The 19,449-nt window shown below is 76.3% G+C and carries 21 protein-coding genes; 16 read left to right on the forward strand and 5 right to left on the reverse strand.

The genetic code is table 11. The annotated features are described in order from the left end of the window. Window positions 1-56 precede the first annotated feature (56 nt). A complete protein-coding gene (locus K1Y72_RS33690) occupies window positions 57-1,019 on the reverse strand; it encodes a hypothetical protein (RefSeq protein WP_220170585.1) in 963 nt (320 codons plus the stop codon). Between the two features lie 293 nt (window positions 1,020-1,312). Here K1Y72_RS33690 and K1Y72_RS33695 point away from each other — a divergent pair, with 293 nt between their 5' ends. The 13 genes from K1Y72_RS33695 (at window position 1,313) to K1Y72_RS33755 (ending at window position 13,335) form a co-directional block, all read left to right on the forward strand. Then, window positions 1,313-2,098 carry an MlaE family ABC transporter permease gene (locus tag K1Y72_RS33695; RefSeq protein ID WP_220170629.1) on the forward strand — a complete coding sequence of 262 codons (786 nt, stop codon included), beginning with the start codon at window positions 1,313-1,315 and terminating at the stop codon, window positions 2,096-2,098. Continuing rightward, on the forward strand, window positions 2,098-2,964 hold the full coding sequence (locus tag K1Y72_RS33700; RefSeq protein WP_220170586.1) for an ABC transporter permease: 867 nt from the start codon (window positions 2,098-2,100) through the stop codon (window positions 2,962-2,964). Before K1Y72_RS33695 ends, K1Y72_RS33700 begins: the two co-directional genes overlap by 1 nt. Continuing rightward, entirely contained in the window at window positions 2,961-3,989 is a 1,029-nt protein-coding gene (locus tag K1Y72_RS33705; protein WP_220170587.1) for an MCE family protein, read from the forward strand. The genes K1Y72_RS33700 and K1Y72_RS33705 overlap by 4 nt, the downstream gene beginning before the upstream one ends. Next, window positions 3,989-5,044 carry an MCE family protein gene (locus K1Y72_RS33710; RefSeq protein ID WP_220170588.1) on the forward strand — a complete coding sequence of 352 codons (1,056 nt, stop codon included), beginning with the start codon at window positions 3,989-3,991 and terminating at the stop codon, window positions 5,042-5,044. Before K1Y72_RS33705 ends, K1Y72_RS33710 begins: the two co-directional genes overlap by 1 nt. After that, window positions 5,044-6,075, forward strand: a complete 1,032-nt coding sequence (locus tag K1Y72_RS33715) for an MlaD family protein (RefSeq protein ID WP_220170589.1) — start codon at window positions 5,044-5,046, stop codon at window positions 6,073-6,075. Before K1Y72_RS33710 ends, K1Y72_RS33715 begins: the two co-directional genes overlap by 1 nt. Beyond that, window positions 6,072-7,124, forward strand: a complete 1,053-nt coding sequence (locus K1Y72_RS33720) for an MCE family protein (RefSeq protein WP_220170590.1) — start codon at window positions 6,072-6,074, stop codon at window positions 7,122-7,124. Before K1Y72_RS33715 ends, K1Y72_RS33720 begins: the two co-directional genes overlap by 4 nt. A 23-nt stretch (window positions 7,125-7,147) precedes the next feature. Further along, window positions 7,148-8,155 carry an MlaD family protein gene (locus K1Y72_RS33725; RefSeq protein WP_308287350.1) on the forward strand — a complete coding sequence of 336 codons (1,008 nt, stop codon included), beginning with the start codon at window positions 7,148-7,150 and terminating at the stop codon, window positions 8,153-8,155. Further along, window positions 8,152-9,420 (forward strand): MlaD family protein, encoded by a 1,269-nt coding sequence (locus K1Y72_RS33730; protein WP_220170592.1) that lies wholly within the window; start codon window positions 8,152-8,154, stop codon window positions 9,418-9,420. Before K1Y72_RS33725 ends, K1Y72_RS33730 begins: the two co-directional genes overlap by 4 nt. Before the next feature lie 14 nt (window positions 9,421-9,434). Continuing rightward, entirely contained in the window at window positions 9,435-10,112 is a 678-nt protein-coding gene (locus K1Y72_RS33735) for a hypothetical protein (protein WP_220170593.1), read from the forward strand. Window positions 10,113-10,139: 27 nt separating this feature from the next. Then, complete coding sequence (locus K1Y72_RS33740; RefSeq protein ID WP_220170594.1) at window positions 10,140-10,778, forward strand: TetR/AcrR family transcriptional regulator; 639 nt, start codon at window positions 10,140-10,142, stop codon at window positions 10,776-10,778. A gap of 171 nt (window positions 10,779-10,949) precedes the next feature. Further along, on the forward strand, window positions 10,950-12,173 hold the full coding sequence (locus K1Y72_RS33745) for an LCP family protein (protein WP_220170595.1): 1,224 nt from the start codon (window positions 10,950-10,952) through the stop codon (window positions 12,171-12,173). Window positions 12,174-12,245: 72 nt separating this feature from the next. Continuing rightward, the gene (locus K1Y72_RS33750; RefSeq protein ID WP_220170596.1) at window positions 12,246-12,557 is read left to right on the forward strand and encodes a hypothetical protein; all 312 of its coding nucleotides are present in this window, start codon (window positions 12,246-12,248) and stop codon (window positions 12,555-12,557) included. Between the two features lie 52 nt (window positions 12,558-12,609). Beyond that, window positions 12,610-13,335, forward strand: a complete 726-nt coding sequence (locus tag K1Y72_RS33755) for a helix-turn-helix domain-containing protein (RefSeq protein WP_220170630.1) — start codon at window positions 12,610-12,612, stop codon at window positions 13,333-13,335. Here the strand turns inward: K1Y72_RS33755 and K1Y72_RS33760 are convergent. Further along, a complete protein-coding gene (locus tag K1Y72_RS33760) occupies window positions 13,288-13,935 on the reverse strand; it encodes a class I SAM-dependent methyltransferase (protein ID WP_220170597.1) in 648 nt (215 codons plus the stop codon). The genes K1Y72_RS33755 and K1Y72_RS33760 overlap by 48 nt on opposite strands. Before the next feature lie 50 nt (window positions 13,936-13,985). Further along, the gene (locus tag K1Y72_RS33765) at window positions 13,986-14,609 is read right to left on the reverse strand and encodes a TetR/AcrR family transcriptional regulator (protein ID WP_308287351.1); all 624 of its coding nucleotides are present in this window, start codon (window positions 14,607-14,609) and stop codon (window positions 13,986-13,988) included. Window positions 14,610-14,658: 49 nt separating this feature from the next. On the opposite strand from K1Y72_RS33765, the gene K1Y72_RS33770 reads away from it, so the two are divergent. Then, window positions 14,659-15,597, forward strand: a complete 939-nt coding sequence (locus K1Y72_RS33770) for an NADP-dependent oxidoreductase (RefSeq protein WP_220170599.1) — start codon at window positions 14,659-14,661, stop codon at window positions 15,595-15,597. Window positions 15,598-15,601: 4 nt separating this feature from the next. Here K1Y72_RS33770 and K1Y72_RS33775 read toward each other — a convergent pair whose 3' ends face one another. Further along, entirely contained in the window at window positions 15,602-16,261 is a 660-nt protein-coding gene (locus K1Y72_RS33775) for a response regulator (protein WP_220170600.1), read from the reverse strand. Beyond that, complete coding sequence (locus K1Y72_RS33780) at window positions 16,258-17,400, reverse strand: sensor histidine kinase (RefSeq protein ID WP_220170601.1); 1,143 nt, start codon at window positions 17,398-17,400, stop codon at window positions 16,258-16,260. Before K1Y72_RS33780 ends, K1Y72_RS33775 begins: the two co-directional genes overlap by 4 nt. A 164-nt stretch (window positions 17,401-17,564) precedes the next feature. Between K1Y72_RS33780 and K1Y72_RS33785 the strand changes: the two genes are divergently transcribed. Both K1Y72_RS33785 and K1Y72_RS33790 read left to right on the forward strand, forming a co-directional pair. Then, window positions 17,565-19,043: an MFS transporter gene (locus K1Y72_RS33785; protein WP_220170602.1), complete on the forward strand. Its 1,479-nt coding sequence runs from the start codon at window positions 17,565-17,567 to the stop codon at window positions 19,041-19,043. Next, entirely contained in the window at window positions 19,040-19,426 is a 387-nt protein-coding gene (locus K1Y72_RS33790) for a cupin (protein WP_220170603.1), read from the forward strand. The genes K1Y72_RS33785 and K1Y72_RS33790 overlap by 4 nt, the downstream gene beginning before the upstream one ends. Window positions 19,427-19,449 lie beyond the last annotated feature (23 nt).

Genomic DNA, 19,449 nt, shown 5'->3' on the forward strand with positions numbered 1-19,449 from the left:
CCCACCGGCGGGACCGGGACGGAAGGGCGCCCGCGCGGCGGCTTGGGGCGGGGACCTCACCTTCGCCCAGGATCTGCTGGACCAGGAGCTCGCCCGGATTCAGCAGGCCCCCGGGACGGGCTGACGTCCGGCCGCCCCCGAGGCCGGCACCGCCCGGGATCCGCCGGGTGGCGGGGCAGGACGGCGACGGCCAGCAGCGCCGCCGCGACGCCGCCGAGCAGCAGGGGCAGGGCGCGCCCGTGCGGCCAGGCGGGCCCGAACAGGACGCCGCCGGTGACCAGCAGGTGCACCTTGGCGACCACCGTCGCGGCGAAGCCGATGGTGACCATCCGGTGGCGCTGCAGGGCGGTCTGGAGCTGGGCGACGCCGAGGCCGGCCGCGACCACGAACAGGTAGGGGTAGACGGTGCCGGCGAGCGCGGCGGGCCCCTGGTGGAGCCGCGTCATGCCGGCCAGGGCGATCTCGGCGGTGCCGATGAGGAGCCCGGCCGTGACGCCGAGCGCCGTCCCGGCGGGCGGCCGGGCGTGCAGGCCGCCGCCGGGCCGCTCGCACGCGAGGAAGACCGCCACCGGCAGCACCAGGCAGAGCGGCACGACCAGCGCGAGCAGCGCGGGCGGCGGCGGGACCGCCGGGGGCGGGTGCCCGCCGGGGGCCGTCGCGGCGAGCATGGCGGTGCCGGCCGCGACCAGCGCGGCGGCGGTCCATTCGCGGGCGGCGAGCCGCTCGGCGAACCAGCCGACCGCGATGCCGAGCCAGACCGTCAAGGACGCCAGGAACACCGGCTGGGCCTGCGGGATCGCGAGGGTGTGCAGCGCGAGGCCCTGCAGGACGAGGCCGAGGAGGACCACGCCGGCGCCGACGAGCCAGCGCGGCTCGGCCAGCATCCGCGCGAGCAGCTCGGCGGGGCGGTCGCCGCGCAGCGGCGGCATGCGGTCGGCCGCGACCTTGAACAGGGCGACGCCCACCCAGTAGACCCCCGACGAGGCGAAGGCCACGAACACCGCGGGCCAGACGAGCACGGCCGCCTCCTCGGGTCGCCGGCGGCGGGCCGGTGGGGCGCGCCGGTGACGTGACCATAGAACGCTGTTGGCCGTTCGCCAACAACTTCCCGGCAATTCGCCCCACCCTATTGGCGTTCTGCCAACAACGCCCTAGTGTGGCGTCTGCTCGACCCGGGCCCCCGGTTCGGCGCCGCGGCCCGGCGCGCGTGCGGCCGGTGCCGCCCCGGTCCCCGGACGGCACCGGCCGCGCGCCGCGCGACGGGAGCGAGGCGACGACCGAGGCGACGATCGAGGCGAGGGAGGTGGACGCCATGGCCCTGGCCCACGTGCCGCGCCGCGTGCAGGGACTCCTCGGCGAGGTCGGCGAGCTCTTCGTCATCGCGCTGGAGGCCGCCCGCCGCACCTGGGACGTGCGGACCTGGTGGTGGGAGTTCGTCGAGCAGGCCTGGTTCCTGGCCCGCGTGACGAGCGTCCCGGTGATCCTCGTGTCGCTGCCGCTCGGCGCGACCGTGGCGCTGCAGGTCGGCCAGCTCGCCGCGCAGCTCGGCGCGCAGTCGGCGACCGGCGGCGCCGTCGTCGTCGGCCTCGTCCGCGAGGTCGCGCCCATCGCCGCCGCGCTGATCATCGCGGGGGCGGGCGGCGCGGCGATGACCGCCGACATGGGGGCGCGGCGCATCCGCGACGAGCTCGCGGCGATGGAGACCATGTCGGTCAACCCCGTGCACCGCCTCGTCACGCCGCGCCTCTGGGCGGGCAGCCTGGTCTCCACGCTGCTGGCCTCGCTGGTGATCGTGGCGGGCGCGGCCGGCGGCTTCGTGTTCAACGTGCTGCTGCAGGACGTCACGCCGGGCGCCTACTTCGACGGCGCGGTGTCGTTGCTGCACACCTCCGACCTCGTGGTGACGCTGCTGAAGGCGTGGCTGTTCGGCGTCATCGCCTCGGTCGTCGCCTGCTACATGGGGATGAACTGCGCGGCGAGCCCGGTCGGCGTCGGCCGCGCGGTGAACCGGGCGATCGTGGTGGCGTTCATGCTGGTGTTCGCGCTGAACTACGTCATTACGACGGTCTACTTCGTCGCGTTCCCGCCGAGGATCTGATGGCCGACCTCCTCCTCCCCCGGCGGATCGCCCCGAAGCTGCGCGGCGCCGCGGCCGGCTCGCTCCAGCGGACCGGCGACCTCGCGCAGTGGCCGGTGTTCGTCTACCGCATCCTGCTCTACTCCCTGCGCGACCTCGTCTGGCGGCGCAAGTACGCCAAGACGGTCGCCCGGCACGTCAGCGACGTCGTCATCGGCGTCGGCGCGACCGTCGTCGGCGGCGGCATGGTGTTCGTCATCTTCACGATGGCGTTCTTCGTCGGGACCGAGGTCGGGCTGCAGGGCTACACCGGGCTCCAGTCGATCGGCGCGCAGTCGTTCATGGGCCTGGTCGGGTCGTTCGCCAACGTCCGCGAGATCACCCCGGTGATCGCGGCGACGGCGCTCGCCGCGCAGTGCGGCTCGGCGTTCACCGCCGAGCTCGGCGCGATGCGGATCTCCGAGGAGATCGACGCCCTGGAGGTCATGGGCATCGCCTCGTTCGCGTACCTGATCTGCACCCGGGTCGTCGCGGCGCTCATCGCGCTCGTGCCGCTCTACCTGATCGCGCTGTTCGCCAGCTTCTTCGCCACCCGGTGGATCAGCACCGGGTTCTTCGACCTCGCGCCGGGCGTCTACGACTACTACTTCCGGCTCTACCTGCCGACGATCGACCTGGTCTACAGCGCGATCAAGGTCGCGGTGTTCGCGTTCGCCGTCATCACCATCCACTGCTTCTACGGCTACTACGCGACCGGGGGCCCGGCCGGCGTCGGCCGCGCGGCGGGCCGCGCGATCCGGCTGTCGATCATCGTGATCGTCACCCTGAACCTGCTGCTGTCCTACGTGTTCTGGGGCAGCGGCGCGACCGTGAGGCTGACCGGATGATCAACGAGGAGATCCCGCTGCCGCGCCGCCTGGCGATCACCGCGGTGACGCTCGCGGTCGCCGCGGCCGCGCTGTACGTCCTGGTGGCGCGGCCCGGCGCAGACGGCGGGACGGTGCTGACCGCCGAGTTCGGGCGGGCCGGGCAGGGCCTCGGCACCGGCACGCCGGTGAAGGTCCGCGGCGTGACCGTCGGGTCGGTCGCCGGGGTGACGCTGACGGACGGCGGGCGCGCCCGGCTCCGCCTGCGCCTCGACCGGGGCACCCGCGTGCCCGACACCGCCACCGCCTCGATCGAGCCCGCCTCGGCGTTCGGCCCGAAGTTCGTCGACCTCGCCCCCGGCGCGCACGCGCGCACCGGCCCCTACCTCGCCGCCGGCGCGCGGATCGCCCGCACCTCCGACCCGCGCGACCTGTCGGACCTGATCGCCGCCGCGGGCTCCCGGCTCGGCGCGGTCGACGCCGAGGAGGTCTACACCGTCGTGCACACGATCGCGCAGGGCCTGGACGGGCAGGGCGTCCGGCTGCGCGCCACCATCGACCACAGCCGCGTCCTGCTGGACGTCGCCTACGACAACCGCGCGAACGCCCGCCGCTTCCTCGCCGACGGGGCGCTGCTGTCGGGCGCGCTCGCCGGCAAGGGCGACGAGGTCACCGCGATCTCCGGCGACCTGAACGACCTCATCGCCACCACCGCCGCCGGGCGCGGCCGCCTCGCCGGGTTCGCCGACGGCCTGACCGATGTGTCGCTGCTCGTCGCGCACGGCTTCGACGCGCGCGGCGCGCAGCTCGGCGAGGGCTTCCGGTCCGCCGAGCGCACCGCCCGCATCCTCTACGCCCAGCTCGGGCTGCTCGGCGACGCCGTCCGCACCGGCAGCGAGCTGCTGCCGCTCTACGGGCGGCTGGCCTCGCTGCCCGGCCCGGACGGCAAGCACTACCTGCGCTCGCAGGGCTACCTGCCGACCAGCCCGTGCGCGCTCATCGTCGGCCTGTGCGGCACCGGCACCGGCACGGAAGGGGGGCGGTGATGGCGTCCCGCGCCCGCACCCGCGCCGGGCTGCTGGTCCGGCTGGCGCTCTTCGTCGCCGTGACCGGGACGCTGACGGCCGTCATCGGCATGCAGATCGCCCGGGTGGACGTCGGCGGCGGCTGGCGCCTCACCGCCACCTTCGACGACGTCAGCGGCCTCGCCCCCGGCGACCAGGTGAAGATCGCCGGGGCGCCCGCCGGGCGCGTCGACGGCGTGCGGGTGGTGGACGGCCGCGCCCGCGTCGCCATGACCGTCGACGACGGCGTGACGCTGCCCGCCGACAGCGAGGCCGCGATCCGCTGGCGGGACGCGATGGGGCGCCGCGTCGTCTACCTGATCCCCGGCACCAGCGCCGCGAAGCTGCCGCACGGCGCGCACATCGCCCGCACCCGCTCGGTCGTGGACGCCGGCGCGCTGCTCGACCAGCTCGCCCCGCTCACCAAGGCGCTGGACCCCGCGCAGGTCAACCAGGTGCTCGTGTCGCTGGCGCAGGCCCTCGACGGGAACGCCGGGAACATCGACCGGCTGATCGGCGACGTCGACCGGCTCTCGTCCACGATCGCGGCGCGGCGCGCGACGCTCCGCCAGATGCTGGCCGACTACGCCACCGTCACCGGCATCATCGCCCGCCGCGACAAGCAGATCGGCGCGGCCGTCGACGACCTGGTCAGCCTGAGCAGGGCGTTCGCCGACAACCGCAAGCTGATCGACGCGACGATCGTGCAGCTCGCCGCGCTCGCCCGCACCACCGACGCCGTCCTGGCCGGCAACAGCGCCGAGCTCGCGAGCGTGGTGAACCGGCTGTCGGCGTTCACCTCCGGCGTGCAGCGCAACCGGGGCACGCTGCTGCAAGTGCTGAACTCGGCGGGGCCGAAGCTCCAGCACATCTTCGCCGCCGTCGACAACGGCGGGTACGTCGAGGCCGCGATCCCCTGCATCACCCTCGCCGCGCCGCCCTGCCCCTACCCCACCCGCCTGCCCGGCCCGCGCGAGGACGCCGGCCGCGTCGACTCCGCGCAGGACCTGCGCAAGCTCATGGTCGGAGGGAACTGATGGCGCTGAAGTCGTTCCGCGACCGCAACAAGATCACCGTCGGGCTGGTGTCGGCGGCCGTCCTCGCCTCGCTCGTCCTCGGCGTGTACCTGGTCGGCACCCGCGGCCTGCTCCAGGACCGCTACACCGTCAGCGGCACCTTCGCCGACACCGGCGGGCTGCGCTCCGGCGACGAGGTCCGGATGGCGGGCGTGCGGATCGGCGAGGTCACCGCGGTCCGCCCCGACCACGCCCGCGGGCAGGTGACGGTCACCTGGAAGGTCGACGCCGGCGTCGCGCTCGGCCCGCAGACCCGCGCCGAGATCAAGGTCGCGAACGTGCTGGGCGGCCGCTACCTGCGGATGGCCGGGCCCGTCGGCACCCCGCACCTCGCCGACCTGCCCGAGCGGCGCCGCCGCATCCCGCTGGACCGCACCGCGTCCCCGACGACGATCAACGACGTGCTCGGCGCGTCCACCCGCACCGTCGCCCGGCTCGACACCCGCGCCATCAACAAGATCATCGCGGAGCTGGACGGCATCGGCGCCGGCGACCGCGGCCGGCTCGGCCACGCGCTCGGCAACCTCGCCGAGCTCGCCGACACCGTCAACGCGTCCGAACCGCAGATCAAGCAGCTCCTGGACAACGGCGACCGCGTCCTCACCCTCGCCCACACCAAGGACCGGCAGCTCTCGCAGCTCCTCGCCAACGTCCAGATCATGCTGGACGAGCTCCAGCGGCGCCGCACCGAGCTCGCCGGGTTCCTGCACAGCGGCGACAAGACCGTCACCGCGCTCACCGCGCTCATCGACCGGCAGCAGGCCAAGCTGCTGTCGGTCATCGCGGACCTGCGCGGCACCCTCGGGACGCTGCGGCCGGCCACCGGGAACTTCAACGCCCTGCTCGCCTGGGCCGGGCCGACGCTGTCGGGCCTCGCCGGCACCGGCGGGAACGGGCCGTGGCTGGAGGTCCTCGCCACCGGCCTCGGCCCGCTGTCCCCGCGCGACCTCGCCGACCTGGCGAAGCTCGCCCCGCAGGGAGGCGGGAAATGAAGCGGCTCCTCTGCTGCGCGTCCACCCTGGCGCTGGTCGCCGGGCTCGGCGGCTGCTCCGTCACCGGCGCGCGCGGCACCTACAGGCTGACCGCCTACTTCGCCAAGGCGCCGTCGCTGTACGCCGACTCGCGGGTGAAGGTGATGGGCGCCGACTCCGGCACCATCACCGCTGTCAAGGACGAGCAGACCCGCGTCCGCGTCGAGCTGGAGATCGACCGCGACGTGCCCGTGCCCGCCGGCGTGCACGCCGTCATCGCCTCCTCCGACGCGCTCGGCGAGCGGTACGTGGCGCTCACGCCGGTGTGGAAGCCGGGGATGCCCAAGGCCGCGCCCGGCTCGGTCATCCCGCAGGAGCGCACCGAGCTGCCGGTGGAGATCGACGAGGCGCTGGACGCGTTCGCCAAGCTCAACCGATCCCTGGACGCGGGCGCCCTCGGGCCCGCCGTGCACCGCGCCGCCGGCGCCGTCGACGGCCGCGGCGCCGACATCAACCACGCGCTCCAGGACACCTCCGCGCTGACCCGGAACCTCGCCGCGCAGGACCAGAAGATCGCCTCGCTGGCGCGCGGGCTGCACTCGCTCGCCGCCGACCTGAACGCCCGCGACCGCGACCTGTCGGGGCTGCTGGACTCCTTCGCCACCACCAGCCGCACCCTGGCCGAGGAGCGCACGCAGCTGCGGGACTTCGTCGCCGGGCTCGCCGCCGCCATCCGCAAGAGCGGCGTCCTCATCACCGCCTACCGCGAGACGCTGCCGGGCACCGTCGCCGACCTGTCCAACATCGTCCTCGGGCTGAAGGGCAACGCCGCCGCGCTGAACCAGGCCATCGCCGCGCTCGGGCGGTTCGCCGACGTCGCCGTCGACGCCTGGGACCGCCGCAACCACGTCGCGACGATCCGCGTCGTCGTCGCCGGGACGCTCCGCACCTGGCTCCAGCCGCTGTTCACCGCCATGGGCTGGGGCACCGTCCCCTGCCTGAAGGACGCGCCCGCCCTGGAGGACTGCACGCCGCCCCCGGGCACGGACCGAGGAAAGGCCCCCCGATGACGCCAACTCCAAGGGGACGGGCCGTGCTCGCGGGCGCGACCGCGGCCGTCCTCGTCGCCGCGAGCGGCTGCACGCTGCAGACGATCGGCGCCCCGCAGGGCGGCACGACCCTCGTCGCGGTCTTCGACGACGTGCAGAGCCTCGTCGTCGGGCACAGCGTGCAGGTCGCCGACATCCGCATCGGCACCGTCACCCGGATCGGCCTGGCCGGCTACCGCGCGAAGGTGACCATGTCGCTCGGCGGCGGGCGGCGCGTCCCCACCGGCACCACCGCGACGATCGCGCGGTCGTCGCTGCTCGGCGAGAACTACGTCCGCCTCGACCTGCCGGCCGGGCGCGGCCTGTCCACCGGGCCCTTCCTCGCGAACGGCGCCGTCCTCGCCCGCACCTCCACGCAGCCCGACCTGGAGCAGATCAGCGACCGCGTCGGGCCGCTGCTCGCCGCCCTCGGCGGCCAGGACCTCGCCACCATCTCCGGCGAGTCCGCCACCGCGCTGGCCGGCAACGGCAAGAAGCTCAACACCCTCATCGCCCGCGCCGCCGCCGTCGGCGACGACTACGCCGCCGCCAGCACCGACCTCGGCCACGCCCTGGACTCCCTCGGCCGCCTCGGCCGCGACCTGCGCAAGGGGAGCGACCGGATCGACCGGCTGCCCGGCAGCGTCGCGCTCGCCACGCAGCGCCTCCAGGCCGACCGCACGCACCTGCGCGCGTCGATCGAGGCGCTGCTGAAGCTGGCACGGTCGGTGAACGCCAAGGTCCAGCAGCGGCACGCCGCCCGCCTCGCCGTGCTGCTGAAGCGCGCGGACGCGCTGCTCGCCGCCGCCCTGCGCGGCCGCGACGACCTGAAGACGCTCGCCGCCACCGTCCTCGGGTTCCTGCGCGGGCCGTCGGTGTCCTACCGGGGGCAGGCCCTGCTGTTCCTGTGGATCAAGGGCTTCCTGCCGGACGCGGGGGCGGGGGCGGGCGCGGCGAAGCCCGCGTCCACGCAGCGAAAGACGCTGGACGGACTGCTGGAGCCGCGCCCATGAGGAACCTGCGGATCGTCACCAACCTCGCGTTCTTCGTCCTGCTCGGCGTCCTGCTGTCGGTGTGGGCGGTCCGCAGCATCATCCACATCGACGCGCTGGAGAAGCCGTTCCCGGTGACGGCCGACTTCGCGTCCTCGCCGGGCCTGCACAGCGACCTGGAGGTCACCCACCTCGGCGTGCGCGTCGGCCAGGTCGGCTCGGTCCGGCTGGCCGGGGACCACGTCGCCGTCCGCCTCGACCTGGACCGCGGGGTGCGCGTCCCGTCCGACGTCGGCGCGCGCGTGCTGCGCAAGTCCGCGATCGGCGAGCCCTACATCGAGCTGTCCTCCCCCGCGCGGAAGGCGGGGACGCCCGCGCCGCCGCTCCGCGCCGGCGACCGCATCCCGCTCGCCCGCACCGCCGGGACCACCGACTACAAGCAGCTCTTCGACGGGCTGAGCCGCACCCTCGACGCCGTCGACCCGCGCGACGCCCGCACCCTCGTCCACGAGCTCGCGACCGGCGTGCAGGGGCGCGGCGGCGACCTGCACGACATGATCGGCGACGCCGACCGGCTGACCGGCACCCTCGCCGCCGACGCCGGGACGCTGGACGCCCTCGCCGGCCAGCTCACCCGCCTCACCGCGACCCTCACCGACCACCGCGGGCAGATCGCCTCCGGCGTCGACGACCTCGCCGCGCTCACCGCCGCGCTGCGCCGGTCCGACCGCGACCTGAACAGCGTCCTCGACCAGGGGCCCGGCACGCTCCGCGACCTGGACCGGCTCCTGGAGACGGCGCGGCCCGGCCTGGACTGCCTGCTCGCGGCGGCGGCGACGCCCACCGCGCCGCTGCTCACGCCCGCCAACCAGGCGCGGATCCGCCACGTCCTGCAGCTCATCCCGACGCTGCGGGCACTCGTCGCCGACATCACCGCGACCGACCCGAGCGGCGACTACCTGCGCGTCACGCCCGTCATCACCATCGCGGGCTCGCGGGCGCCGAAGGAGTACACCACGCCGGTGCCGAAGCCCGCCGCGCCCGCGCTGACGCTCTGCTCGGCGGCGGGCAAGGCCCAGCCCGCGGCGAAGGCCGGAACTGCGGCGAAGGCACCGGCGAAAGCCGCGGCGTCGCCCGGCATGACGGCGCGGCCAGTCGCCGGCCGGGAGGAGGCGCCGCCGCCCTCGCGCTGGCTGCCGCTCCTGCCGCCCGTCCTGGCGGGGGCCGTCGCCCTCGCCGCCGTCGCCAACGTCCTGCGCGCGCTCCGCCGCCGCTCGTCCCGCTGAACACCGGAGGACCCATGGCCGAGACAGAGACCGCGACCGCCCCCGAGGCCGTCGAGGAAGAGGCCGTCGAGGAGAAGGACGAGATCGAGGAGGAGAAGGAGCCGGAGCGCGCCGGGCGGCGGTGGGCGAGGGTGCCGAGCACGCCCGCGCTGGTGCGCGTCACGGTCGCGGCGGTCCTCCTCGCGTCGGCCGTCACGGCGGGCCTGCAGTGGCACCGGGCCGACCAGGCGGCGCGGCGCGACGCCGAGCGGCGCGCGGTCAAGGCGAGCGCGGCCGAGTTCGGGCAGGCGCTGCTCAGCTACGACCACACCAGGCTGCAGGCCGCCCGCAACCGCGTCCTCGCCCTCACCTCCGACGACTTCGCCAAGACCTACGACGAGGCGTTCACCGGCGGCCTGGAGGGCGTCATCACCCGGTTGAAGGCCGACGCGACCGCGACCGTCCGCACCGTCTACCTCGGCGACATCGACGACGGGACGGCCAGGGCCGTCGTCGTCATGGACTCGGAGGTGCACAGCACCGCCGGCACCCGCCGCGTCCTCGGCTCCTACCTGGACATGACCCTGACGCGGCACGGCGGCGCCTGGCGCGTCACCGACGTCACCTCGGTCGGCGCCGCGAACGAGAGCATGACCGACCCGCAGGGCAAGCAGCAGAGCACGCCCTCGCCCGCGCCGTCCCCCAGCCCGTGATCGCGTAGGGACGGGGGGACGGGGGCGATGGACGACCGGGCGGGGGCGGCCGCGCCCCGCTGGGAGCGCATGGAGCCCGACGAGCGGCGCGACCAGATCCTGGCGCGCGCCCGCGCCCTGTTCAGCGAGCGCCCCTACGCGTCGGTGTCCACCGCCGAGATCGCCGCCGCCGCGGGGGTCAGCCGCGGGCTGCTGAACCACTACTTCGGCACCAAGCGCGAGCTGTACCTCGCGGCCGTGCGGCAGATGCTGACGGTGCCGCCGGTCCCGGTGCCGTCCTTCGCCGGCGGCGCCGGCGTCCGCGAGCGGATCGGGCAGAGCGTCGAGGGCTGGCTGGAGCTGCTGGGCCGCAACCGCGAGACGTGGGTGGCGGCGCTGGAGATGTCCTCCTCCGGCGGCGACCCCGAGCTGGAGCGGATCCTGGCGGCGGCGCGGGAGGTCGCCGTCGACCGGATGGCCGAGGTCGTCGGCCTCGCCCCGGCCGCCCGCGCGCGCCCGGAGGTCCGCGCCGCCTTCCGCGGCTACTCGGGGATGGCCGAGGCGACCACGCGGGAGTGGCTGAAGCACGGGCGGCTGTCCCGGCCGCAGGTCCGCCTGCTGCTGGAGGAGGTCCTCGTGCACCTGCTGGACCGGGTCGTTCCCGACCTCATCGGCCCGGTTCCTTGATCGATTGCGCGATCGTTGGCACAATCCCCCTCCGACGAGCGGCATCGCGCATGACCCATCCGGATCCCCCGATCAGGCGGTCGACGCCGTGACCACCACCGCAGCCGACCGCCGTCGGATGCACTGCGTTCGGCCCGAACCCGCGAGGGCGGGCCGAGAAGGACCGGTTGCATGGGGACCACATCGCGCCAGCGCCACGCCGAGCCCGCCCCGGGCGAGGACGAGCGGCCCGCGCCGCGCCGGAGCCGGCGCCGCCGCGTCCTGATCTGGACGGCGGCGGCGTCCGCGGCGGTGCTCGCCGCCGGCGCGCTCGCCGCGGGCGGCTTCTACTGGCGCCTCGACCACAACATCCGCCACGAGGACACCGACCGCCTCATCGGGTCGGGCCGGCCGCCGAAGCTGAACGCCGCGCTCAACATCCTGCTGCTCGGCACCGACGACCGGTCCGGCGCGAACGCCGCCTACGGGCCGGGGATGACCAAGGAGCCGCCGCGCTCCGACACGATGATCCTGCTGCACCTGTCGCCGGGCGGCGACCGCGCGATCGGGGCGAGCCTGCCCCGCGACCTGATGGTCCCGATCCCCTCCTGCACGCGCGCGGACGGGACGCGGACCGGGGCCGTGGCGGCGGGCATGCTGAACTCCTCCTTCACCCTCGGCGGCGCGTCCTGCACGGTGAAGACGGTCGAGGGCTTCGCCCACGTCAAGATCGACCATTTCATGCAGGTCGACTTCACCAGCTTCAAGAACGTCACGACCGCCGTCGGCGGCGTCGAGGTCTGCCTGCCGCGGGCGGTGGACGACCGGGACTCCAAGCTGCGCCTCGGCAAGGGGCGCCACGTCATCGAGGGCGAGACCGCCCTCGCCTACGTCCGCAACCGGCACGGGCTCGGCGACGGGTCGGACCTGCAGCGGATCCGGCGGCAGCAGCAGTTCATGGCCTCGCTCGCCCGCAAGGTGCTGAGCGCCGGGACGCTCACCGACCCGACGAGGCTGCTGCCGCTCGCCGAGGCGGGGACGAAGTCGCTGACCACCGACGACGGGCTGACCGTGACCGGCATGGTGAGGATCGCGCAGGGGATGCGCGACCTCACCGCGGGCGGCCTGCGGTTCGTGACCGTGCCGACCGGCGCCTACGCGCCCGACCACAACCGGGTCGCGCTGAGCGAGCCCGCCGCCGGGCGCTTCTTCGACGCCGTCCGCGCCGACCGGACGCTGCCGGGCGCGTCCGCGAGCCCGTCCGCCGGCCCGCCGGCCGGCCGCCGCGTCCAGGCCAAGGCCGGAAAGGCCAAGGCGAAGACCGGAGTGAAGACGATCCCGCAGCAGCCGGACGAGGTCGGCGCCGGCGACGACGCGTGCGCGCCCGCCGGCCGGAAACCGGACGCGCACGCCTAGACCGGCAACCGCGGGCCGCTCCGCGGCGTCTCACCGGTGATGGGCGAGTGGAGGCGGCGGCGCGGGACCGCGATGGACGACGCCGTCGACCGGCGTCCCGAGCTGCGGCTCGGTGTCCGGCTCGCCGAGGTCGAGGCGCTGTACGCCGCCGCGCTCACCGCCGGCGGCGACGCCGACGAGCGGCGGCTCTGCGCGGAGCTGGCGGCGGCCGCCGCGGCGCTCGCGGCGTCGGCGAGGGCGGCGGCGCGCGGCCGTCCCGAACCGCGCCCGGCCCCGGCGCGGCGGGCGGCGCCGCGCCACCGCACCCGCCTGGAGCGCCGGCTGTCCGCCGCCGAGCGGACCGCCGACCGGATCGTCGCCCGCGCCCGGCGCGGCCCCGGCTGAGGGATGCGGGAGGCCCGTGGGGCAGCGCCGCGCGGCGGGGCGCCGTGCGAGCATGGCGGGCGTGGACGGGACGGGGCCGCATTTCACCATCGGCGACGGGTACGCGTGCTACGAGGGCGCGGTGACCGCCGGGTCCGTCCACCGGCACGCCGCCTTCCAGGTGGCCGTCGGCGTCCGCGGCGAGGCCGGCGCGGACGACGCGGCCGGGACGCGCCATCGCGGCGCGGCGCTGATCGTGCCGCCGATGGCCGCGCACCGGCTCCTCCCTGCGCGCGCGCTGCGCGTGTTCTTCGTCGAGCCGCACTGCGCGTTCGCCGACCGGCTGCGCCCGCTCTGCGGGGACGGCGTCACCCCGGCCCCCGGCCTCGGCGGCCTCCGCGAGGAGGACGTCCGGGCCGCCGGCGCCCGCCCGTCGGGCGAGCTCGACGGGCGGCTGCTGGCCGCCATGCGGGCGCTGGCGGACGGGCCGGTGCCGCTGGCCGCGCTCGCCGCCGACGTCGGCCTGTCCCCCCAACGGCTGCGCGCGCTGGCTCGGGCGGAACTCGGCATGCCGCTGGCGCGCTGGCGCGTCTGGCGGCGCCTCGCCGCCGCTGCCGACGCGATGCGCGCGGGGCGGCCGCTCGGCGACGCCGCTCTCGCGGGCGGCTTCGCCGACCAGGCCCACTTCACCCGGGAGATGCGGCGGATGATGGGGATCACGCCCGCCGAGGTCGCCCGGATGCTGCGCGCGTCAGCCGCGGCGCGCGGTGTAGACGGAGATGGAGCCGTTGACCGTTGACACCGCCGCGGTCTCCCGCACCCCGCGGAACCCCGCGTCCGCGATGAGGCCCGGCAGCCTCCCCTCGGCGTTGAACCGCGTGTTCTCGCGGCCGTCCGCGAGCTGCACCACGCGGAACGCCAGCCGCATCGCCGGGGTGCGCTGCCGCCCGAAGTCGGCGATGACGAGCTTGCCGCCGGGCCGCAGCGTCGCGTGCATCGCGTCCAGGATCGCCCGCTTCATCGGGACGGGGCACTGGTGCAGGACGAGGCTGGACACGACGGTGTCGGCGGTCCCGGCGCCGACGACGTCCGCCAGCGCGTCGCCGAGTCCGGCGCGCCACTCCACGCCGCCGGCGCCCGGCTTGCGGCGGGCCAGGGCGAGCATCTGCGGGTCGGGGTCGACGCCGACCACGCGGGCGTCCGGCTCGATCCCATGCAGCAGCAGGGCGAGCGTCCCGGTGCCGCAGCCGACGTCGACGACGACGTCGCCGGGCCGCACCGCCGCGTGCATGGCGAGCGTGCTCCGCCACAGCCGCTCCCGCGACAGGGCGACCACGGAGTCGTAGAGGCGGGGGAGGCCGAAGCGGCCGAGGGCGGGGGTGAAGGTCTGCTCGGTCATGGCGGCAGTGTCGTCCGCCGCGCCCCGCCCGGTCTTGAACGAACCGCTCGTCAGGCGGGGCCGAGGGGCAGGCGGACGGGCGGCGGGAGCGGCGCCGGGGCGGGGTCGGCGCGGAAGGACTGGAGGATCAGGGCGGCGAAGCGCCGCGAGGCCGCCGCCCTGATCTCGGGCGTCTCGGCCCGGATGCCGCCGTTGGCCATCAGCGCGAGGACGACGTCCTCCAGGACGAGGTCGGCGCGCAGGCCGCCGGCGTCCTTGGCGCGGCGGAGGAGTTCCAGCATCAGGCGGAGGGAGCGCTCGCGGTCGGCGGCGGGCGCGGCCTCCGGCGGGAGCCGCGCCACGGCCGCGCGGGCCGCGTCCCGGTCGAGGGCGCGCACCTCCAGGAGCCTTTCGATGGCGCGGCGGAACCCCTGCCAGGCGTCGGGGTCGGCGAGGCCCTCCTCGACGATCGTCGAGCAGAAGTCGGTCCGCCCGGCGAGCGCCTCGGTGAGGAGCGCCTCCTTGGTCGGGAAGTGCCGGTAGACCGTCGCCGGGCCGACCTCGGCGCGCCGCGCGATCTCGCGGACCGGCACGTCCGGGCCCTCGGCGGCGAACGCGGCGCGGGCGACGGCGAGGATGCGCTCGCGGTTGTCCCGGGCGTCCGAGCGCGGCCGCCGTCTCACTTGCGCCGTCACGCCTCTCACTTTAGGCGACCGGGCGGGGCGTCCCGTTACGGTCCGGGACATGAGAGCCGTTCAGTTCAGCGAGTACGGGCCGCCCGCGGTGGTGGGGGTCGCCGATGCCGAGGAGCCGCACGCGGGACCCGGGGAGATCCGCGTCGCCGTGCGGGCGTCCGGGGTGTCCACCGGGGAGACCCGCCTGCGGTCGGGGGCGTGGCGCGACCTCGTGCCGGTGGCGTTCCCCTACCGGACCGGGTTCGACGCCGCCGGTGCGGTGGACGAGGTCGGCGCCGGCGTCACCGGCGTCGCGCTCGGCGACGCGGTGTTCGGCGTGGTCGACATGGCCGCGCGGGGCGCCAACGCCGACCATGCCGTCCTGGTTGCGTGGGCGCCGAAGCCCGCCGCGTGGAGCTGGGCGGAGGCGGGCGGGGCGGCGGGCGGCGCCGAGACCGCCACCCGCGTCCTCGACCGGCTCGGCGTGCGCGCCGGTCAGACCGTCCTGGTGCAGGGCGCGGCCGGCGCGACGGGCACGGTCGCCGTGCAGTTCGCCGCCGCGCGTGGCGCCACCGTCATCGGGACGGCGAGCGAGCGCAACCACGACGTCCTCCGCTCCCTCGGCGCCGAGCCGACGACGTACGGGGCGGGCCTGGTCGAGCGGGTCCGGGCGCTGGCGCCGGGCGGGGTGGACGCGGTGCTCGACTGCGCCGGCGGCGCCCTGCCCGACCTGATCGCCGTCGCGGGCTCCCCCGAGCGCGTCGTCACGATCGCCGACTTCGCGGCGGCGTCCCACGGCGTGCACCTGTCGCGCGGGGCGCCCGTCGGCGCCGACGACCCGGGCGCCGAACCCCTCGCCCTGCACGGCCTCGCGGCCGCCGTGGCGCTGGCCGACCAGGGCCGCCTGCGGATACCGGTCGCGGCGGCGTTCCCGCTCGCCGACGTCGCCGCCGCCCACGAGCTGAGCGGGTCCCGGCACGCCCCTGGCAGGATCGTGCTCCTGCACTGAGGCGTCACGCGCCGCGCGGGGCGACGAGGCCGGACTCGTAGGCGAGGACCACGAGCTGGGCGCGGTCGCGAGCGGCCAGCTTGGTCATCGCGCGGCTGACGTGCGTCTTCGCGGTGTGCGGGCTGATCACCATGTGGGCGGCGATCTCGTCGTTGGACAGGCCGCGCGCCACCAGCGCGGTGACCTCGCGCTCGCGGTTGGTCAGCGCGTCCAGCCCGGCGGGCGCGGGCGCGGGGCGGCGCGCGACGTACTCGGCGATCAGCCGGCGGGTGATCGCCGGGGAGAGCAGCGCGTCGCCGCGCGCCGCGGCCCGCACGCCCTGCAGCAGGTCGGCGGGCTCGGTGTCCTTCACCAGGAAGCCGCAGGCGCCCGCCCGCAGCGCCTGGAAGACGTACTCGTCGAGGCCGTAGTTGGTGAGGACGACCACGTGCACGCCGGCCAGCCGCTCGTCGGCGGCGATCAGCCGGGTCGCCTCGATGCCGTCCATGACCGGCATCTGCACGTCGACGAGCACGACGTCCGGCCGGTGCTCGCGGACGAGCGCGACGCCCTGCTCGCCGTTCGCGGCCTCCGCCACCACCTCGATGTCGTCCTCGATCTCCAGCAGGGCGCGGAAGCCGCCCCGGATGAGCGCCTGGTCGTCGACCAGCACCACCCGGATCACCGCGTCCCGCCGAGGGGCAGCTCGGCGCGGACGGTGAAGCCGCCCCCGGCGCGGGGCTCGGCGCGCAGCCGGCCGCCGAGCGCGGCGACGCGCTCGCGCATGCCGAGCAGGCCCGTGCCGGGCACCGGCGGCGCCGCCGGGTCGGCCTTGCCGTCGTCGTCGACCTGCACGACCAGCTCCGCGTCGGCGTAGGCGACGCGGACGGCCGCGGCGGCGCCGCCCGCGTGCCGGGAGGCGTTGGTGAGCGCCTCCTGCACGATCCGGTACGCGGCCCGGTCCACCTCGGCGGGCAGCTCCCGCCGCGTCCCGCGGACCTCCAGGGTGGTCGGCAGCCCGGCCGAGCCGGCCCGCCGGACCAGGTCGTCCAGCCGGTCGAGGCCGCTGGCGGGGGCCGCGCCGTCCGGGTCGCCGGCGTCGCGCAGCACCTCCAGGGTGGCGCGGAGCTCGCGCATCGCGTCACCGCCGGCCTCCTGGATGGCCAGCAGCGCGGGCGGGACCTCCTCGCCGCGCCGCCGCGCCAGGTGGACGGCGACCCCGGCCTGCACCTTGATGACCGAGATGCTGTGGGTGAGGGAGTCGTGCAGCTCGCGGGCGATGCGCAGCCGCTCCTCGCCCGCGCGGCGGAGCGCGGCCTCCTCGCGAGTGCGCTCGGCCTCGGCGGCGCGCCGCTCGGCCTCCTCCAGGTAGGCGCGCCGGTGCCGGGCCACCGTCGCCGCCACGGCGGCCGCGACGAACCAGCCGACCAGCAGCGAGACGCTCTGCAGCCGCCCGCCGAACGCCCCCGTCCCGGGCAGGTCCACCAGCAGGCCGGCGCCGAGGAAGACCGCGCCCGCCACCGCGGGCGCCACCCGGTACCCGGCGTGGACGGCGACGAACACCGACACCAGCACCGGGAAGGCGACCGGCGGCCCGAGCCGGACGTGTGCGGCGACCGCGAGCATGCAGGCCGTGCTGACGGCCAGCGCCACCAGCGGCGCCCGCCGCAGGACGGCGAGGGCGAGCGCGCCGGTCAGGACGCCCGCGAAGTCCAGCGGCCCCGCGCCCGGCGCGAGCGCCACGAAGACCGCCAGCAGGACGGCCATCACCGCGGCGAGCGCGCCGTCACCGGCGAACGGCCGCGACCGCTCCAACAACCCCATTCCTGGAGATTAGGGTCTTCCGCTCCGCGGATCTTCGGCGTCAAGGCGGAGATTCCGCCTACTCCCTGCGTTGTAGACGGGCCGGATCCGATCCACCGGTACCGCTTCAAGGAGCCTTCCCCGGCGCGACGACCCGCGGCCGTCCGGCGCGCACGATCTCCGGTATGCAAACGAACGGAAGGCCGCCGGGTGGCGGCGAGAGCAAGGCGGCGGACGTCCGGCCGGGGCTCACCCTGGCCACGGTCGCCCTCGTGCAGTTCATGGTGTCGCTGGACCTGTCGGTCGTGAACGTCGGGCTGCCGCGCATCGGCGCCGGTCTCGGCTTCGCCCCGCTCGGCCTCACCTGGGTCGTCCACGCCTACGCGCTCGCCTTCGGCGGGCTGCTGCTGCTCGGCGGCAAGGCCGCCGACCGGTACGGGCGGCGGCGCGTCCTGCTCCTCGGGCTCGGCCTGTTCGGGGCCGCGTCCCTCGCGGGCGGCCTCGCGCAGGCGCCCGGCCAGCTCGTCGCCGCCCGCGCCGCGCAGGGCGCCGGCGCCGCCGCGCTCGCGCCCGCCGCGCTGGCCCTGCTGACGGCGGCGTTCCCCGAGGGCCGCGCCCGCGTCCGGGCCTTCGGGATCTGGAGCGCGACGAACGCCGCGGGCGGCGCCCTCGGCGTCCTCATCGGCGGCGTCCTCACCCAGTACGCCGGCTGGCGGTGGGTGATGTTCGTGAACGCGCCGATGGCCGCCGCCGCGCTCGCCCTGGCCTGGCGCGGCGCCCCCGCCGGGCGCCCGGCCGCCCGCGCGGGCCGCCCGGACGTCCTCGGCGCCGCGCTCGCCACGGCGGGCGTCGCCCTGCTGGTGTTCGGCGTCGTCCGCACCGACCGGCACCCGTGGGGGTCGGCGGCCACGCTCGGGACGCTGGCGGCCGCCGCCGCGCTGCTCGCGGCGTTCGTCCTCGTCGAGCGGACCACCCGCCGCGAGCCGCTGCTCCGGCTCGGCCTGCTCGCCAACCGCTCGGTCGCGGGCGTGAACGCCTTCTACCTGCTGTTCGGCGCGGCGATGGCGTCGTCGTTCTACTTCATGTCCCTCTACCTGCAGCAGGTCCTCGGGCACGGGGCGGCGCTGACCGGCGCCATGTTCGTGCCGTTCACGCTCGGCGTCGTGGCCGGCTCGGTGCTCGCCGTCCGGCTCGGCTACCGGCTCGCGCCGCGGACGCTCCTCGTGGCGGGCGGGCTGCTCACCGCGGCCGGGTTCGCCTGGTTCGGGCTGATCAGCGCGGACGGCTCGTTCGCCGCCGACGTCCTCTGGCCCTCGCTGGTCACGAGCGTCGGGTTCGGGCTCTGCCTCGGGCCGGCGGTGTCGGTCGCCACCGCCGGCGTCGCGCCCGGCGAGACCGGCACCGCGTCGGCGCTGCTGAACAGCTCGCGGCAGATCGGCGCCTCGATCGGGCTCGCCGCGCTCGGCACCGCCGCGCACGACCGCACCGGCCCGATCGTCACGCCGCAGACGCTGAACGACGGGTACGCGCTCGGGTTCACCCTCGGTGCGGTGCTCCTCGCGGCCGCCGCGCTCGTCGCCCTCGCCGTCCTGCGCCGGGTGGTCCCGCCGTCCCCGGCGGCGGCCGCTCCCGCCCGGGTCGCGCGGAAGGACGCGCCGGCATGACCGTCACGCCGATCGACCTGTTCGCCTCGTCCATCCACCTGCGGCAGGGCGGCGCGATCCACGCCGGGCGGGGGGCCGCCGGGGGCGGGTGGCGGCTCACCGCCGTCCACGCCAAGAGCGACGCCGACGTCCACGCGGGACGGTGGGCGGTCCACGCGGAGGCCGAGGAGGTGGTGTCCTGCCTCATCGGCAAGATCCGCCTCGTCCTCGGGCCGGAGCGGCCGGGCGGGCCGGCGGAGGAGATCCGGCTGCCCGCCGGGACGGCGGCCATCGTCCCGCGCGGGCGGCGGCACCGCGTCGAGCTGGACGTCCCGAGCAGCGTCCTCACCGTCACCCTGCCGGGCGGGGGGCTGGAGGAACGGGCCGGCGCCGGGGCAGAATAGGCGACCAAGCGATTGCTTGCCCA

Origin of the sequence: Actinomadura parmotrematis (assembly GCF_019458805.1) — a bacterium.
GTDB classification, from domain to species: Bacteria; Actinomycetota; Actinomycetes; order Streptosporangiales; family Streptosporangiaceae; genus Spirillospora; species Spirillospora parmotrematis.

What these genes read in the sequence shown, in the direction of transcription:
- K1Y72_RS33695 (WP_220170629.1), top strand. Translation starts at nt 1,313, where the DNA reads ATGGCCCTGGCCCACGTGCCGCGCCGCGTGCAGGGACTCCTCGGCGAG.
- K1Y72_RS33700 (WP_220170586.1), top strand. Translation starts at nt 2,098, where the DNA reads ATGGCCGACCTCCTCCTCCCCCGGCGGATCGCCCCGAAGCTGCGCGGC.
- K1Y72_RS33705 (WP_220170587.1), top strand. Translation starts at nt 2,961, where the DNA reads ATGATCAACGAGGAGATCCCGCTGCCGCGCCGCCTGGCGATCACCGCG.
- K1Y72_RS33710 (WP_220170588.1), top strand. Translation starts at nt 3,989, where the DNA reads ATGGCGTCCCGCGCCCGCACCCGCGCCGGGCTGCTGGTCCGGCTGGCG.
- K1Y72_RS33715 (WP_220170589.1), top strand. Translation starts at nt 5,044, where the DNA reads ATGGCGCTGAAGTCGTTCCGCGACCGCAACAAGATCACCGTCGGGCTG.
- K1Y72_RS33720 (WP_220170590.1), top strand. Translation starts at nt 6,072, where the DNA reads ATGAAGCGGCTCCTCTGCTGCGCGTCCACCCTGGCGCTGGTCGCCGGG.
- K1Y72_RS33730 (WP_220170592.1), top strand. Translation starts at nt 8,152, where the DNA reads ATGAGGAACCTGCGGATCGTCACCAACCTCGCGTTCTTCGTCCTGCTC.
- K1Y72_RS33735 (WP_220170593.1), top strand. Translation starts at nt 9,435, where the DNA reads ATGGCCGAGACAGAGACCGCGACCGCCCCCGAGGCCGTCGAGGAAGAG.
- K1Y72_RS33740 (WP_220170594.1), top strand. Translation starts at nt 10,140, where the DNA reads ATGGACGACCGGGCGGGGGCGGCCGCGCCCCGCTGGGAGCGCATGGAG.
- K1Y72_RS33745 (WP_220170595.1), top strand. Translation starts at nt 10,950, where the DNA reads ATGGGGACCACATCGCGCCAGCGCCACGCCGAGCCCGCCCCGGGCGAG.
- K1Y72_RS33750 (WP_220170596.1), top strand. Translation starts at nt 12,246, where the DNA reads ATGGACGACGCCGTCGACCGGCGTCCCGAGCTGCGGCTCGGTGTCCGG.
- K1Y72_RS33755 (WP_220170630.1), top strand. Translation starts at nt 12,610, where the DNA reads ATGGCGGGCGTGGACGGGACGGGGCCGCATTTCACCATCGGCGACGGG.
- K1Y72_RS33760 (WP_220170597.1), bottom strand. Translation starts at nt 13,935, where the DNA reads ATGACCGAGCAGACCTTCACCCCCGCCCTCGGCCGCTTCGGCCTCCCC.
- K1Y72_RS33770 (WP_220170599.1), top strand. Translation starts at nt 14,659, where the DNA reads ATGAGAGCCGTTCAGTTCAGCGAGTACGGGCCGCCCGCGGTGGTGGGG.
- K1Y72_RS33780 (WP_220170601.1), bottom strand. Translation starts at nt 17,400, where the DNA reads ATGGGGTTGTTGGAGCGGTCGCGGCCGTTCGCCGGTGACGGCGCGCTC.
- K1Y72_RS33785 (WP_220170602.1), top strand. Translation starts at nt 17,565, where the DNA reads ATGCAAACGAACGGAAGGCCGCCGGGTGGCGGCGAGAGCAAGGCGGCG.
- K1Y72_RS33790 (WP_220170603.1), top strand. Translation starts at nt 19,040, where the DNA reads ATGACCGTCACGCCGATCGACCTGTTCGCCTCGTCCATCCACCTGCGG.